Annotated in this window: 13 protein-coding genes; 7 read left to right on the top strand and 6 right to left on the bottom strand. The window is 60.6% G+C overall.

Annotation, left to right across the window (positions count from 1 at the left end; all coding sequences use genetic code 11):
- Positions 1 to 374 precede the first annotated feature (374 nt).
- The 4 genes from ACCC96_RS26265 to ACCC96_RS26250 are packed head-to-tail and all read left to right on the top strand — an operon-like array spanning position 375 to position 4,695.
- Positions 375 to 1,232, top strand: coding sequence for a sugar phosphate isomerase/epimerase family protein (locus ACCC96_RS26265; protein ID WP_413697335.1), 858 nt, complete (start codon positions 375 to 377; stop codon positions 1,230 to 1,232).
- A complete protein-coding gene (locus ACCC96_RS26260) occupies positions 1,225 to 2,274 on the top strand; it encodes an isopenicillin N synthase family dioxygenase (protein ID WP_413697334.1) in 1,050 nt (349 codons plus the stop codon). Before ACCC96_RS26265 ends, ACCC96_RS26260 begins: the two co-directional genes overlap by 8 nt.
- A gap of 26 nt (positions 2,275 to 2,300) precedes the next feature.
- Positions 2,301 to 3,098, top strand: a complete 798-nt coding sequence (locus ACCC96_RS26255) for a transporter substrate-binding domain-containing protein (protein WP_413697333.1) — start codon at positions 2,301 to 2,303, stop codon at positions 3,096 to 3,098.
- Between the two features lie 49 nt (positions 3,099 to 3,147).
- Positions 3,148 to 4,695, top strand: coding sequence for an amino acid ABC transporter permease/ATP-binding protein (locus ACCC96_RS26250; RefSeq protein ID WP_413697332.1), 1,548 nt, complete (start codon positions 3,148 to 3,150; stop codon positions 4,693 to 4,695).
- A 29-nt stretch (positions 4,696 to 4,724) separates the two neighbouring features.
- Here the strand turns inward: ACCC96_RS26250 and ACCC96_RS26245 are convergent, their stop codons facing one another.
- From ACCC96_RS26245 to ACCC96_RS26235, 3 genes are all read right to left on the bottom strand, one after another.
- Entirely contained in the window at positions 4,725 to 5,486 is a 762-nt protein-coding gene (locus ACCC96_RS26245; protein ID WP_413697331.1) for a substrate-binding periplasmic protein, read from the bottom strand.
- Between the two features lie 173 nt (positions 5,487 to 5,659).
- Positions 5,660 to 7,423 carry an L-lactate permease gene (locus ACCC96_RS26240; RefSeq protein ID WP_413697330.1) on the bottom strand — a complete coding sequence of 588 codons (1,764 nt, stop codon included), beginning with the start codon at positions 7,421 to 7,423 and terminating at the stop codon, positions 5,660 to 5,662.
- Positions 7,424 to 8,138: 715 nt separating this feature from the next.
- Positions 8,139 to 9,077: a class I SAM-dependent methyltransferase gene (locus ACCC96_RS26235; RefSeq protein ID WP_413697329.1), complete on the bottom strand. Its 939-nt coding sequence runs from the start codon at positions 9,075 to 9,077 to the stop codon at positions 8,139 to 8,141.
- 204 nt (positions 9,078 to 9,281) lie between these two features.
- Between ACCC96_RS26235 and ACCC96_RS26230 the strand changes: the two genes are divergently transcribed.
- Complete coding sequence (locus tag ACCC96_RS26230) at positions 9,282 to 9,689, top strand: response regulator (protein ID WP_413697328.1); 408 nt, start codon at positions 9,282 to 9,284, stop codon at positions 9,687 to 9,689.
- A gap of 58 nt (positions 9,690 to 9,747) precedes the next feature.
- Positions 9,748 to 10,419 (top strand): HAD-IA family hydrolase, encoded by a 672-nt coding sequence (locus tag ACCC96_RS26225; RefSeq protein WP_019651657.1) that lies wholly within the window; start codon positions 9,748 to 9,750, stop codon positions 10,417 to 10,419.
- A gap of 167 nt (positions 10,420 to 10,586) precedes the next feature.
- Here ACCC96_RS26225 and ACCC96_RS26220 read toward each other — a convergent pair whose 3' ends face one another.
- Positions 10,587 to 11,246, bottom strand: a complete 660-nt coding sequence (locus tag ACCC96_RS26220; RefSeq protein ID WP_413697327.1) for a methyltransferase family protein — start codon at positions 11,244 to 11,246, stop codon at positions 10,587 to 10,589.
- Positions 11,247 to 11,413: 167 nt separating this feature from the next.
- Between ACCC96_RS26220 and ACCC96_RS26215 the strand changes: the two genes are divergently transcribed.
- On the top strand, positions 11,414 to 12,361 hold the full coding sequence (locus ACCC96_RS26215; protein ID WP_413697326.1) for a pyridoxal-phosphate dependent enzyme: 948 nt from the start codon (positions 11,414 to 11,416) through the stop codon (positions 12,359 to 12,361).
- A 35-nt stretch (positions 12,362 to 12,396) separates the two neighbouring features.
- Here the strand turns inward: ACCC96_RS26215 and ACCC96_RS26210 are convergent, their stop codons facing one another.
- Entirely contained in the window at positions 12,397 to 12,714 is a 318-nt protein-coding gene (locus tag ACCC96_RS26210) for a DUF2388 domain-containing protein (RefSeq protein ID WP_019578720.1), read from the bottom strand.
- Positions 12,715 to 12,810: 96 nt separating this feature from the next.
- On the bottom strand, positions 12,811 to 14,481 hold the full coding sequence (locus ACCC96_RS26205) for a Na/Pi cotransporter family protein (RefSeq protein ID WP_413697325.1): 1,671 nt from the start codon (positions 14,479 to 14,481) through the stop codon (positions 12,811 to 12,813).
- Positions 14,482 to 14,619: the final 138 nt, after the last annotated feature.

Raw genomic sequence — 14,619 nt, 5'->3', positions numbered from 1 at the left:
GGCTGCGTTCGGCTGCGAAGCAGTCGTGAATCCGGCTGATGCGGTCTACCTGACACACCGCGAGTTCTGGTTTTACGACTGCTGCGCAGCCGAACGCAGCCTCGCGAGCTCGACAGCTGCTACGGCCAAACTCAGGCTAGGCAGCTGCTACGGATCGCATTGCGGCTTACGCAACGCAAGAAAATCCGGCATCGTTAGTTCATGAATTTCTGAACTAACTATTTGCTGCAGCCTATTCAATCGCTTGTCGCCCTAGCCTTAGGATTCGTCTCACGGGACCGCAGCCATCAGAGCAGCGGCCCGCTGCAACTTCTTTCGACTGCCCAGTAACGCCAGCCCAATAGCGGGTGGCCTGACGCAGCCGAGAGGAATGCATGAAGCTAGAAATTTTCCGCACGTTATGGGGCTATACCGCCAGCAAGGCACAGGCCCTGGATGAACTGCTCGCCGCCGGCTTCGATGGCCTCGAAGCGCGCCTGCCACTGCAGGCCGATGAGCGTGGCGAGTTCGGCGCTTTCCTGCGCAGTAATCAAGTTCCCTACATCTGCACACTGTTCAGTGCCTACGATGTATTGCCCGACCAGAACGCCACGCCCACCCAACACTTGGCCGACATTGATCGCAAACTGGGCTGGGCCTCGGAGCTGACCCCACGTTTCGTCAATCTGCTGGCAGGCAACGACCGCTGGCCGCAGGCATTGCAGGTCGAATTTTTCGGCCAGGCCATGGAACTGGCCGCCAGGCATGGCGTGTTCTGCAGTTTCGAGACGCATCGCGCCCGTTCCCTTTACAGCCCTTGGGTGACCCTGGAGCTGATCCGCCAACTGCCGGGCCTGCGTTTCACCAGTGACGTCAGCCACTGGGTGGTGTGCTGTGAGCGACTGCTGGACGATCCGGCCGACGATCTTTCGGCCTTCGTCGAACGCGTGCATCACATCCAGGCTCGGGTCGGCTACGACCAAGGCCCGCAAGTCCCCCATCCCGCCGCCCCGGAATATGCCCGTGAACTGGCGTTTCATCAGCGCCACTGGGAGGCCGTCTGGACCTCTCAGCGCGAACGTGGCTACCCGGTCAGCACCTTGACCCCGGAGTTCGGTGCCGACGGTTATCTGCACCACTTGCCCTTCACCAACATGCCGGTGGCCGACCTCTGGACCTTGAACCAGTGGATGGCTAGGACCGAGCGCGAACACTTCGACCGTTTCACCCGTGAAGGAGCCCGCCATGCGTAACACCTCGCCAACCCAAGCCAACTTCAACAGCATTCCGGTGGTGAACATCGCCGGGCTCTTCAGTATCGAACTGGAGCACCGCCTGGCAGTGGCCGAGCAACTGGGCCGCGCCGCCAGCGATGTGGGCTTTCTGTACATCACCGGGCACGGCATCGATCCGGCGCTGATCGAGGGCCTGCGCCAGGCGGCCAGGGATTATTTTGCGCAACCGCTGGACGCCAAGATGCGCCACTACATCGGCGCCTCGGAAAGCCACAAGGGCTTCGTGCCCGAAGGCGAGGAGGTGTATTCCAAGGGCAAGCCGGATCACAAAGAAGCGTTCGATATCGGCTTCGAAGTGCCAGCGGATGACCCGCTGTTCCTCAACCGTACACCGCTGCTGGGGCCGAACCACTGGCCCGACGTGCCGGGCTTCCAGAGCACGGTCCAAAACTACTATCAGGCGGTGTTCGCGCTAGGCCGCCGGCTGTTCGATGGCTTCGCCTTGGCCCTGGGGCTGGAGGAGGGTTACTTCGACGCGCTGGTGACTCGCCCACCCTCCAAGTTGCGGCTGATCCATTACCCCTTCGACGCCGATGTCGTCGACGCTCCGGGCATCGGCGCGCATACCGACTACGAGTGCTTCACCATCCTGCACGCCGATCAACCGGGGCTGGAGGTGCTCAATGATCAGGGGCAGTGGATCGACGCGCCGCCACTACCCGACGCGTTCGTGGTGAACATCGGCGACATGCTGGAAGTCATGACCGCAGGTGCCTTTGTCGCCACTGCCCACCGGGTGCGCAAGGTTGCTCAGGAGCGCTACAGCTTCCCGCTGTTCTACGCCTGCGACTATCACACGCTGATCAAGCCGCTGCCGGCATTCGCCAGGGATGACCGGGAGTACGAGGCGCTGGCGATTGGCGAGCACATGTGGAGCCAGGCCTTGCAGACCTACCAGTACCTGCGCAAACGCGTGGAGAGCGGCGAGCTTGAGTTGCCGTCCCGGGCCCGAAAACCATCGTGTTTCGGCCATCTGAAGAACACCACCTCTCATTCCTAAAAAAACAACCCACGGAGCTTCCCACCATGAAAAGCCACAACGCCCTGACCAAACTGAGCCTGCTCGCCGCCGGCCTGTTCTGCGCCAGCACCGGCTTCGCCAGCACCGCGACCCCCGGTGTGTTGAAGGTCGGTATGGAAATCACCTACCCACCGTTCGAGTCCTACGACGCTGACAAGAATGTGGTCGGTTCCGATCCTGAGTTGGCCCACTCCCTGGCCAAGGCGATGAGCGTCAAGGCCAACTTCGTCGACACCAAGTTCCCCAATCTGATCAACGGCCTCAACGCCGGGCATTACGACGCGATCATTTCCGGCATGTACATCACCCCCGAGCGCCAGCTCCAGGCCCGCACCATCGCCTACGCCAATACCGGCGCGGCGATCATGGTGCCCAAGGGCAGCGAGTTGAGCCCGCAGGTTCCCGAGGACTTGTGCGGCCTGAAGATCGGCCTGGAGCAGGGCACCACCTGGGTTGCCAAGTTCAACCAGTTATCCAGCGACTACTGCGTGCCGAACAACAAAGGCGCGATCACCGTCAACGAATACCCCTCGGCTCCCGAAGTGACGCAGGCGCTACTGTCGAAAAACATTCAGGCCCAGGTGGAAATCGCCGGCGCCGCGCACATGATCGCCCAGCGCACCAACGGGCGGGTCGTAGTCAGTTCGCAGAAGCTGGTTTACCCGCAGACCTTGGGCATCTACGTGAAGAAAGACGCCGACGCTACTTATCAGGCGCTGGTCAAGGCGCTGGCCGACAGCAAGGCCAACGGTGAGTACGCCGCCATTCTCAAAAAATACGACCTGGAACCGGTCTCCGAGTAATGGCTGAAACCGCGCCCTCGGTCGAGGGCGCGGCGAGCACGAGGTGTCTATGCAATTCGACTGGTCTTACTTTATTTCGCTGTTCTCCAAGACTGACTTCTGGGCGGCGAGCCTGACCGTCATCGAACTGAGCGCCCTGGCCTGGTTCCTGGGGATGTTGCTGGGCTTCATCCTGGCGTCAGCCAAGCTGTCCGGCTCGCCCTGGCTGCGCCTGCCGGCGTCACTCTACATCTGGTTCTTTCGCAGCATTCCGCTGCTGGTGTTGGTGGTCTTCATCTACAACCTGCCGCAGCTGCTGCCCGGTGCCGGGCCGGTGCTGTCGGTACCGTTCTATTCCGGCCTGTTGGCGCTGGTGGTCACCGAGGCCGCCTACATGGCTGAAATTCATCGTGGCGGGCTGATCTCGGTCGCCAAGGGCCAGAAGGAAGCCGGCCGCGCCCTGGGTATCGGCCTGCTCGGCCTGCAACGGCTGATTGTGATTCCCCAGGCCTTTCGTATCTCACTGCCGACCTTGATCAACGAATACATCACGGTGGTCAAACTGACGTCGTTGATCTCGGTGATTTCATTGACCGAACTGTTGACCGTCGGCCAGCGCCTGTATGCGCAGAACTTCCTGGTGATGGAAACCCTGGCGGCGGTGGGTGTGTACTACGTGCTGATCGTCACGCTGTTCGGCTTTGCCCTGCAGCGTCTGGAACGCTACCTGGACCTCAACCTGCGGACCCCGCAAACCCTCGACAGCGCCTCGACACAAGTGCTGCGTGACAGTCTGGCGCCTGTTCTATCGAGCAAGCTATCGAGCAAGCTCAAGCCGCCATCCAAAGGCGCCGCCCCGGCCCTGCAACTGCAGGGCGTGCACAAACGCTACGGCGATCATCATGTGCTCAAGGGCATCGACCTGAAGGTGCAAAGTGGCCAGGTGATTTCGATCATCGGCCCGTCCGGCTCCGGCAAGACTTCGCTGATTCGCACGGTCAATGGCCTGGAGCGCATCGATCAGGGCGAAATCCTGCTGTTCGGGGAGGGCTTCATCAATGCCGAGGACAAACCGGATGGCCGTCGGCTTCGTCAGGGTGTACGGCGCATCGGCATGGTGTTCCAGAACTTCAACCTGTTCCCGCACCGCACGCTGCTGGACAACATCAGCCTTGCCCCTCGTTATCACGGTGTCGGTCGGGCACTGAGCGAACAGCGCGCCTGCCAGTTACTCGACAAGGTCGGCCTGTTGGCACACGTCCACAAATATCCGCATCAGCTGTCCGGCGGCCAGCAACAACGGGTGGCGATTGCCCGGGCCATGGCCATGGACCCGGATATCCTGCTGTTCGACGAACCGACCTCGGCGCTGGATCCGGAGCTGGTCGGCGAAGTACTCACGGTCATCAGCCACCTGGCCCGCGAAGGCATGACCCTGCTGATCGTCACCCACGAGATGGACTTTGCCCTGTCGATTTCCGATCGGGTGATCTTCATGGAAAACGGCCACATTCAGCTGGATGCCTCGCCACAGGCGATCCGCGAGCAGCCCGAGGCTCATAGAGTGCGGCGGTTCATGGGGTTGCAGGTGCCAGAGGAGGAGGGATGCCTGCCTTGAATGGGTTTAGCCGCGTGCCCTCAGAATTCCTATGGCGACAAATAGCGCTTTTGTATGCGCGCCAGGGTGCCGTCATCGCGAAGCGTTTCAACTGCCGCGCGCAAGTCTTGCACCAGTTGAGCGGAGCACTGCTTTGAGCAAGCGAGATAGAGCTGCGCACTGCTCATGACGGGGCTCATGTGCAGTGTACGCTCAGACACTTTCGGCCAGATGTATCGACTCTCCGGGACACCGTTGAACCAGGCATCGATGCGACCTTTCAAGAGCATCTGCGCGGGGTTGTCGCCAATGGTCAGGGGGTGGATCTGATCGTCGCTGAAGCCTTGTGCACGGAGGATTTCCTCCTGCGCACTGCCCAGGCCGACGCCGATCGCCCGGTAGGTTTGCTTCGCTTGTTCGAAGCTGTTCACCGGCCGGTCAAGGCTGAAAAAAGCACGCTCCATGGGCATGATCGGCGCGATCCAGGTGAAGCGATCTTCACGTTCCTGCGTGCGTGACAAAGGGGCGATCAGGATGTCCTGATTCTCGCTGACATGTTTCTGCGATCTGGCCCAGGGAAGAACATGGACATACGCGACATAGCCGGCGTTGGCAATGGCGGTCATCACGGCCTCGCCGACCATGCCGTGGCCTTTGGAGCCATCGACGAACGTCAGGGGCGGAGCGTCCGGGATATACAGTTCGAGCGGCAAGGGGGCGCCACTTGCGTGAAAGGCAATCAGCAGCGAAACCGACAGGCAGAACTTGAAAAGCGTCTTTGAGGTTCCGCTCATGATTGATCGTTCAGGCATTGAAAGTAGGGTGGAGCCACAATTCACCAGTGGTGTTGATCACAGGGATGATGAGTCTGTTTTGGGATTGGACCCGGTATGGACACGGCATTTTACGCAGACTTTGCGGCGCGACACATCCTCCCCCAAGTGAAGGTGTCATGCGCCAGAACGTCAAAATGTGAGAGCGGGAGTCAGTGCCCGCCCACCACCATATGACTGAACGGCGCCACATACGCCTGCAACGTCACCAGCCCGCCGACCAGAATCGCCAGCACCACGGAGTGGAAAAACACGTAGCGCAGGATTTCCCCTTCGTGGCCGTACCAGCGGGTAGCGGTGGACGCGACCACGATCGACTGGGCGTCGACCATCTTGCCCATGACCCCGCCAGAACTGTTCGCGGCGGCCATCAGCACCGGGCTCAGGCCCAGTTGCTCGGAGGTCACCCGTTGCAAGCCGCCGAACAGCACGTTGGAGGCCGTGTCCGAGCCGGTCAGGGCCACGCCGAGCCAGCCGAGCAGGGTGCCGAACATCGGATAGAAAATGCCCGTTGCGGCGAAGGCCAGGCCCATGGTGGCGTCGAGGCCCGAATAGCGGGTGAGAAAACCCAGGGCGAGCATCGCCACAATGGTGGTGAGCGAATAGCGCACTACCCACAGCGTTCGCAGGTAATGGTGCAGCAGTTGCGGGATGGAATAACCCATCAGCAGCCCGCCGAGGATCGCCGCGAGCAAGATGCCGCTACCGGTGCTGGTGAACCAGGTGAACTTGTAGATCGCGTCCTCGGTTTTCGGCGCAGGCACCACGGGCGGGACTTTCTCTATCTGTTGATGAATCGTGGTGAAGGTCACGGTAGGGGCAAAGATCGGGTTGGCCTCGCGCATCGGTTTGCCCTGAGGATCAAGCCTGGCCGAGTGGGTTTGCGGATCCATGGCCGGGCGGGTATCGAACAGGTTTTTGAAGCTCTGGGTGCCCCAGGCGAAAACGAACACCGTGAGGATGATCCACGGCATCCAGGCGCGCATTACGGCGGGTTTTGCATCGCTGGCAAAGGTCGCGCTGGCGACGGGTTTTTGGTCATGCTCCTCGGCAATTCTGGAATGGTCGACTCGCCCTGACAGGGCGGCCGAGGTATGCACCGTGGCCGGTTTCCAGACCCTGAGGAAACCGGTCAGGCAGGCCATGGAAATCAGCGCCGCGATCACGTCCACCAGCATCGGCCCGTGGTAGTTGGAGACGAGGAATTGCGGTATGGCGAAGCTGACGCCAGCGACCAGAATCGGCGGCCATATTTCCAGCATCTTGCGCCATCCGGCGAAGGCCCAGATCAGCCAGAACGGTACGATCACCGAGAAGAACGGCAACTGCCGACCGACCATCATCGACAGCTCCATTTCATCCAGCCCGGTCACTTTGGCCAGGGTGATGACGGGCGTGCCCAAAGCACCGAACGCCACGGGCGCGGTATTGGCGATCAACGCCAGGCCAGACGCGGCCAGAGGGGAGAAACCCAACCCGATCAAAATGGCCCCGGTTACCGCCACGGGCGTGCCGAAACCGGCGGCCCCTTCGAAGAAGGCACCGAAGCAGAAGGCAATCAGCAGCAATTGCAGACGTCGATCGTCGGTGATGCGCGCCAGGGAGTCTTGCAGCACTTTGAACGAGCCGTTCTCGGTGGTCAGCCGATGCAGGAAAATGATGTTGAGCACGATCCAGCCAATCGGCAACAGGCCGTTGGCGGCGCCGAACAGCGCGGCCGAGCCCGCCATGTTCGCGGGCATGCCGAAGGCGAAAATCGCGATCAGCAAGGCCGAACCCAGGGCCAACAACGCCGCCAGATGCGCCTTGATGTGGAAAAACGCCAGGGAAACCAGCATCACCACCACCGGCGTCGCCGCCATCATGGTTGAGAGCACCGGGTTACCGAAGGGGTCGTAGATTTGCTGCCAGACCATTTTCCACCTCTGCTTTTTATTGTAGGTAGCGCGGGGAAGGTGGCTTGAGTATAGGTGGCATTAGGCTGATGGCTTGGAAGGGGGGGCTCGCTTTGAACAGGCTGCTTTGCCGTCGGTAACGTGAATGAAAAAGCCCGGTTGGATGCTCAATGCTGTTCACTTAAACGCACTCCCAGTCATGCCTACCTTTGTGGCGAGCGAGCTTGCTCCGGGCGGCGTTCCGACGCTGGGCTGCGTAGCGGCCCCAAAAATCTGACAACCATTGCCGATTTTTGTGAGTGCTACGCACTGGAGCGCCAGCCCGGTCAAGCGGGAGCAAGCTCCCTCGCCACAGGTTTCTCTGACTCAAGACTCTCTTGGGTGAACGGCATTGCGGTCGGATGCCGGGTATTAGGGGCGCTGGAGTTTTTACAGGCAAAAAAAGAGCCTCAAAGCTCTTTGATGGGGAGGAAGTAGAGCCGAGAGGCTCAAGATGCGCATGAAACAAGTGGTGGGCTTATTGGGGTTCAGTTCACCCACCACCTACGCAACGGCCTAAACCTCCAACCGCTGCGTACCATTATCGTAGGAAGCCGTGGTTTAGCACTCAAGTACCATTAGTCTGCTGCCCCCGGCCAACCTGGTTGCAGTTGAATCAACGTCAAAAGATCGCAGCCTGCGGCGGCGCCCACAGGCGCGTAGGAGCTGCCGAAGGCTGCGATCTTTTGATCTCCAACTAACCCTGCCTGAACACCAACGCCTTCAACCCACACTCGACATCGGCATCGGGAAACTCCGGCGGATTCTCCAACCGTTGCTCAAACCGCAGGCTCGGTGCTTCGCGAGTGACGCCGTCGATGAGGAAGTCCGCGCCAAAGGCCGGATCATTCATGCAGGCCAGCACCGTACCCTGAGGGCTGAGCAACTCCGGCAGACGGCGTAGCACACGCTGATAATCCTTGGTCAGCAGAAAACTACCTTTCTGAAAGGACGGTGGGTCGATGATCACCAGATCATAAGGGCCGCTATTGATCACTTTGCCCCAGGACTTGAACAGGTCGTGGCCGAGAAAGCTCACCTTGCTCAAGTCATGGCCGTTGAGCCGGTGATTGTCGCGACCACGGCTCAGGGCCGCGCGGGACATGTCCAGGTTGACCACATGCGTAGCGCCTCCCGCGAGGGCGGCCACTGAAAACCCGCAGGTATAGGCAAACAGGTTTAGCACCCGCTTGCCATCCGCATTGGCCCGCACCCAATCGCGCCCATAGCGCATGTCGAGAAACAGGCCGGTGTTCTGTTTGCGGCCCAGGTCCACGCGATACTGCAGGCCGCCCTCGGTGATCGTCATTTCCTCGATCGGCTCCCCGATCAGCCATTCGGTGGTGCTTTCCTGCAAATAGCGATGTTGCAGCAGCAAGGTATGCGCGCCGGAGGTTTTCCACGCAGGCGCCTGCGTGATCGCCATCAGTCGCTGCTTCAAATCATCCAGCTGCGATGCTTGCGGCTCCTTGAACACGCAGACCAGCACCACGCCCTGGAGCCAGTCGACGGTCAATTGCTCCAACCCCGGCCAGCAGCGCCCACGGCCGTGAAACAGCCGACGGGTTTCTGCGGGGGCGGCCGCAAGTGCTGTCAGCAAATGGTCGTGGAGGATGGAGAGGGCGTCTGGATTCATCGGGCAAGGTCGGCAATGTAGAAGGGGGCGGCATTTTAACCACAATTACGCGCTGACAAACGGTCGTGTTTGTCGGCTTGAACAGAGAATGTCCAGGACAACCGCATCAAAAATGAATTTTCCGCGAAGTCCGCTGTTCATACCTGAATAGGAGGCGGATTTGAGCCCGCGCAACCAATGAAACAATCAGGGAGTGGCACAGTGATGAGTCCAGTATCGGCGGCGGGCGAGCATTTGTCTGACGGTTTGATTCTTGTGGTTGAGGACGACCCGTTGATCCTCGAGTTTCTTTGCGAAATTCTTCAGGAGGAAGGCTTTGCGGTTGAACCACAGATCAGCGCGGATGCGGCTTCGCAGTTTCTGGAGCAGCACGCGCCGGAGGTGGGGCTGTTGCTGACGGACATCACCATGCCGGGCAAACTCAATGGCGCGGACCTGGCCAATCAGTTTGGCGACCGTTGGCCAGACAAACCGATCATGATCATGTCCGGCTTCGAAACCCCGAAAAGCTCCGGGGTCAAGCATCCGGTTTCGTTCATCAGGAAACCCTGGGCGGTGGGGCAGTTGCTCGATTGTGTGCAACGCGCCTTGCAGTCGACCCGAACCGTGTAGGAGCTGGTGTACATTAGCGGACAACATTTGCCTGGCTCTTGCAAAAGGACGTCGCCCTTTGTCTGTCAAAACATCCCTGCTCAACAGGTCATTCCGTGGCTTGCTGTTCGATATGGACGGCACCGTCCTCAACTCCATCGCCGCCGCCGAGCGGATCTGGACAACCTGGGCCGTGCGCCACGGCGTCGATGTCGAAACCTTTCTGCCGACCATCCATGGCGTTCGCGCCATCGACACCATCAATCGCCTGGCGTTGCCAGGGGTAGATGCCGAAGCTGAAGCGGCGTGGATCACCGAGGCGGAAATCGATGATGTGGAGGGGATTGTCGAGGTGTCCGGCGCGGCGAATTTCCTCAAGTCGCTGCCCGCCCACCAATGGGCCATCGTCACCTCTGCGCCGCGGGCCCTGGCGTTGCGCCGAATGGCCGCGGCCGGTATTCCCGAGCCGGGCGTGATGGTTACCGCCGAAGACGTCAGCGCCGGCAAGCCCGACCCTGCAGGCTATCGGCTGGCGGCTCGTCGACTGCAGGTTGATCCAGCCGAGTGCCTGATCTTCGAAGACGCCGACGTCGGAATTCGCGCAGGCGAGGCGGCGGGTGCCAATATCATGGTCATCACCGCGACCCACGTTCATCCCCTTCAGACCCGGCACGCCACACTGGCCAGTTATGACTCGGTCGAAGTGCGTTTGGATCTCGACAGCCAAATCAGCCTGTACACACTCTCTTGATGCGAGTTTATGTGGGAGCGGGCCTGTGGCGAGGGGGCTTGCCCCCGTTGGGCTGCGAAGCGTCCCAAAATCTCTGATCTACCAAAGATCTTGTAAGTGCTACGCACTTAAACGGGGGCAAGCCCCCTCGCCACAGACTCGCTCCCACAATTGAAGTTAGATTTATTTCAGTAGATCCCCGGAATCAATCGCCAGCTACGGGCGCAATAAGCCTCGTATTCGCTGCCGAACTGCGTGCGTAACAGCGCTTCTTCAGAGCGAATGCGGGCGATCAGCGGTATCAACATCAGCGCCACCAGCAGCAACCCGACACCGGAACGAAAGGCCAGCGCCCAGCCCACGCCATTGATCAGCAGCCCCAGGTAGCTGGGGTTGCGCACATTCCGATAAATTCCGTCGGTGACCAGGCGGTGTCCTGGCTGAATCGCCACTAATCCGCTGAAGCGCTTGCCCAGTACAAACACCGGCCACATCCGCAACGCGCCGCCGCCAATGAATAGCAGCGCACCCAGCCAACGCACGCCCTCGCCACCGAAGGTCCAGAAGTCGATCCGGTCGGTGTAGGCCGGCAGATACCCGCTCAACAACCCGAGCACCCCGAAAACCGGCAGCACCCAGCGATTGGCCCGGTCTTCACGTTCGCCAGTGCTCAAATTGCCCTCACTGAACAACGACACGATCGCCATCACCAGGGTCGCAAGCGCAATGACCACCAGCGGTGGATGCGAGAAAAACGCCGCCAACCCGCCCAGCCCGAACACCGCGAGAGCGAGGTAGGCAAGGGTGCTGACGAGGGCGAAAAACGCGAGTTTGGCCGAGATTTTCATAACTGATCTCGCAAAAAGGGCATATCACCAGTGTAGAGGGGCAGCCCGTTATGAGAGCGGTAGTCGTCGAGCAGGGTGAACTAAGCTTGGATAAGGATGAGCCTGTCCGTTCACTTCCGGCCCGTTGAAAGATCTCAACGCGCCGGTGCTGTCACAAGGAGCACACGATGCTTCACATCAGAACGCCCCTGATTCTGCACTCGGGTCTGTCGACTCCGACCCGGCGAATCTGGCTCAAGCTGGAAAACCTGCAACCCAGCGGCTCGTTCAAACTGCGCGGCATGGGCCTGTTGTGCAGCCAGGCGGCAGAGCAGGGCAAGCGCAAAGTTGTCTGCCCTTCCGGTGGCAATGCCGGTTTGGCCACGGCGGTGGCCGCCGCCAACCTTGGGCTGAAAGCCTGCATCGTGGTGCCGAACACGACCCCGGAAACCACCCGCGCCAGGATCAGGAAAACCGGTGCCGAGGTGATTGTCCATGGCAAGGTCTGGGACGAGGCCAATCAACGGGCGAAAGAACTCGCGCAGGGCGCAGACACCGAATACGTGCCGGCTTTCGATCACCCGGTGTTGTGGGAAGGGCACAGTACGATGGTCGATGAAATCCTCGAGGACTGCCCTCAAGTCGATGCGTTGGTGACATCCGTGGGGGGCGGCGGTTTGCTGGCGGGCCTGCTCACCGGCCTGATCCGTCATCAGCGCATGGATTGTCGGATCGTTGCGTGCGAAACCCAGGGGGCGGCGTCGTTCGCTGCCGCCATCGCTGCCGGGCACCCGGTCAGACTGCCGCGCATCGACACCGTTGCCACGTCACTCGGCGCCGCGCAAGTGGCCGCCTGGCCGGTGCAGCACATCCTTGATTTCCCGCATGAATGCGTGGTGCTCAGCGATGATGAGGCGATCATGGGCGTGGTTCGTTACGCCAACGACCTGCGCCAGTTGGTCGAGCCGGCGTGTGGCGTTTCATTGGCGATTGCCTACCTCGACCATCCGGCAATTGCCGAGGCCCATGACGTGGTGATTGTGGTGTGCGGCGGCGTCAGCATCAGCGCGCAACTGGTCGCCAGCTGGGCACGCTTGTCCGCAGGAGTCGAGAAGAACAGCGCTGAAGCAAGGTAGGGCCGTCATTAGCCCTACCGCTTGCATTTGAGACTTTATTGACCCGCTGGCACACCTTCCTGAACGAGGATCGCTCTGGCCAGGTCTTCATCGCTGGCCTTTAGGTCGGGATGATTTTGACGAATCTCCTTCAGTACCGACTCCAGGTAGACGCCACGGATCGTACCGCCGCTGGCGACAAAACTGGAGGCGTCATCCCGGGCGGGAACGACCATTTTGTGATCCTTGAATGTTGAGTACAGCGATGCGGAGATCCCGGCTGAGGTGGCGACATCGCCCGCATCCACACGGGCCATGGCTGAGCCAAAGGGCAAGCAAAGCACGAGTGAAGATACTAAAAACAGACGGCGCATGACGGCGTCCTCCGAAAGCGTGAAGCGTGAAGGAAGTAACACATAATTTAGGATGCCTGGCGGTGGTCAGGAGTTCCCTGCCGATCGATATATGCCTCACTCAATTCCAGCCAGATCTACCGTCATGCGATCCGTAACGGGAGCGTCGATGCTCTCGACCGAGCGCTCACCGGCGCGTTCGAGCAGCGGATACGCCAGGGCGGCGATGTGGTGATGCAGGCGCCGGTAATCACGCAGTACCCGCTGGAAAATATCACCGGATTGCGCCCAGGTACTTTTGTCTTCCTGCAACTGGCGAAAGTGCTCGCGGCTGGCGCAGGCTTCGAGCCTTCTGACGGTCTCCTTGCGCTGGATCAGTTGATGGGCGGTGGCGATGTCTTCGCGCAGGAACACGGTGATCGCCAGGCTCAGGCTTTCCAGAACGGCGTCGTGCAGCGGGGCGATGTTGCCCAGTTCGAAGGCCGAGAACTGTTCACCCCGACGCAAGCGGCGCATGGCCAACTGCGTGAGGCTGCTGGAAAGAATGTCCGCGGCATGTTCGAGGTTGATCACGAACGTGAGGATTTCCTGGGAACGATCGGCATCGCTGTCACTGATGCCTTCCTTGCCGATGTCGGCCAGATAAGCGCGAATCGCCGCGCTGAGCAGGTCCAGGGATTGATCGATCCGCTGCACTTCATCGGCGCAGGCCGGTAGCGATGTGTGGAACAGCTGCAGCATCCGGCCGAGCATGGTCGAGAACATGTCGGTCATGCGCAACGCTTCGCGAGCGGCATTCGACAGGCCGATGTTGGCCACTTCCAGGCCGGCCTCGTCCAGATAGCACGGCATGCCGGGATCGACATCCCGCTCAGGTGCCGGCAGCAGTCTGGTGAGGGCATTGGCGAGTACGTCGGTCAGACCGATGAACACCAACGCCAGCAGTAGATTGAAACCGGTGTGCAGGCACACCACCAGGGTCGAGGGCGCGAGCGGCACTTGAGCGAGCAACCCGGCAAACGGCAAGACCGCCAGAGCACCGACCGCACGCACCAGCAGGTTGCCCAGCGGCAGGCGTCGGCCGACGCTCGATCCGGCGTTGATGACCGAGGGCAGCGCACCGCCAATGTTCACCCCCAGCACCAGCGCGACGAGGGTGCTGGCCGAGAGCATGCCAGTGGCGGCCAGCGAGACGATCAGCAACACCACGGCCACGCTGGAGTGGCACAGCCAGGTGAGGATCAGCGCCACCAGCAGCGCAATGACCAGATCGCCCTCGAGGCTCTGCATGATCAGCTGGAAGATCGGCGTGCCTTCGACTTCCGCCAATGTGGAGCCGAGCATGTGCAAGGCCAGCAGCATCAGCCCCAGGCCGATCAGTGCACAACCGACGCTTTCGTAGCGCGAGTCATCGCGCAGCCGAAAGACGATCAGGCCCGCCAGCAAAACGCTGGGCGTGAGCATCGACACATCGACGCTGAGCAACTGCACCACCAGGGTTGAGCCGATGTTGGCGCCGAGCATCACCGCCAGGGCCGGCGCCAGTCCCAGCGTCCCGGCGGCAGTGAACGAGGTCGCCATCAGGCTCACGGCGGTGCTGCTTTGCAAGACCCCGGTGATACCGATCCCCGACAGCAACGCCATCCAGCGGTTGTTCAGGTTGTGGCCCAGCCACTGACGCAGCGGCGTGCCGAAGCCGCGTAACAGCGCCGAAGAAATCATATGAGTGCCCCATAGCAACAGGGCAATGGAGCCGGCGAGGTTGATCAGTAGAGTAGTTCCCGACATGAGGGCTCTCCCTTGTTTCGTATTGCATTTATTGAAGGCCCGCAAGCCGGATTGTGATATCTGAATAACACCCGATCCTGTAGGAGCTGGCGCAGCCTGCGATCTTTTGATCTTGATTTTTAAAAGCAAAGTCAAAAG

Origin of the sequence: Pseudomonas sp. Pseusp11 (genome assembly GCF_047304405.1) — a bacterium.
Lineage (GTDB): Bacteria > Pseudomonadota > Gammaproteobacteria > Pseudomonadales > Pseudomonadaceae > Aquipseudomonas.
The sequence above is the reverse complement of the archived record's forward strand: the minus strand, read 5'-3'. Positions and strand labels throughout refer to the sequence as shown.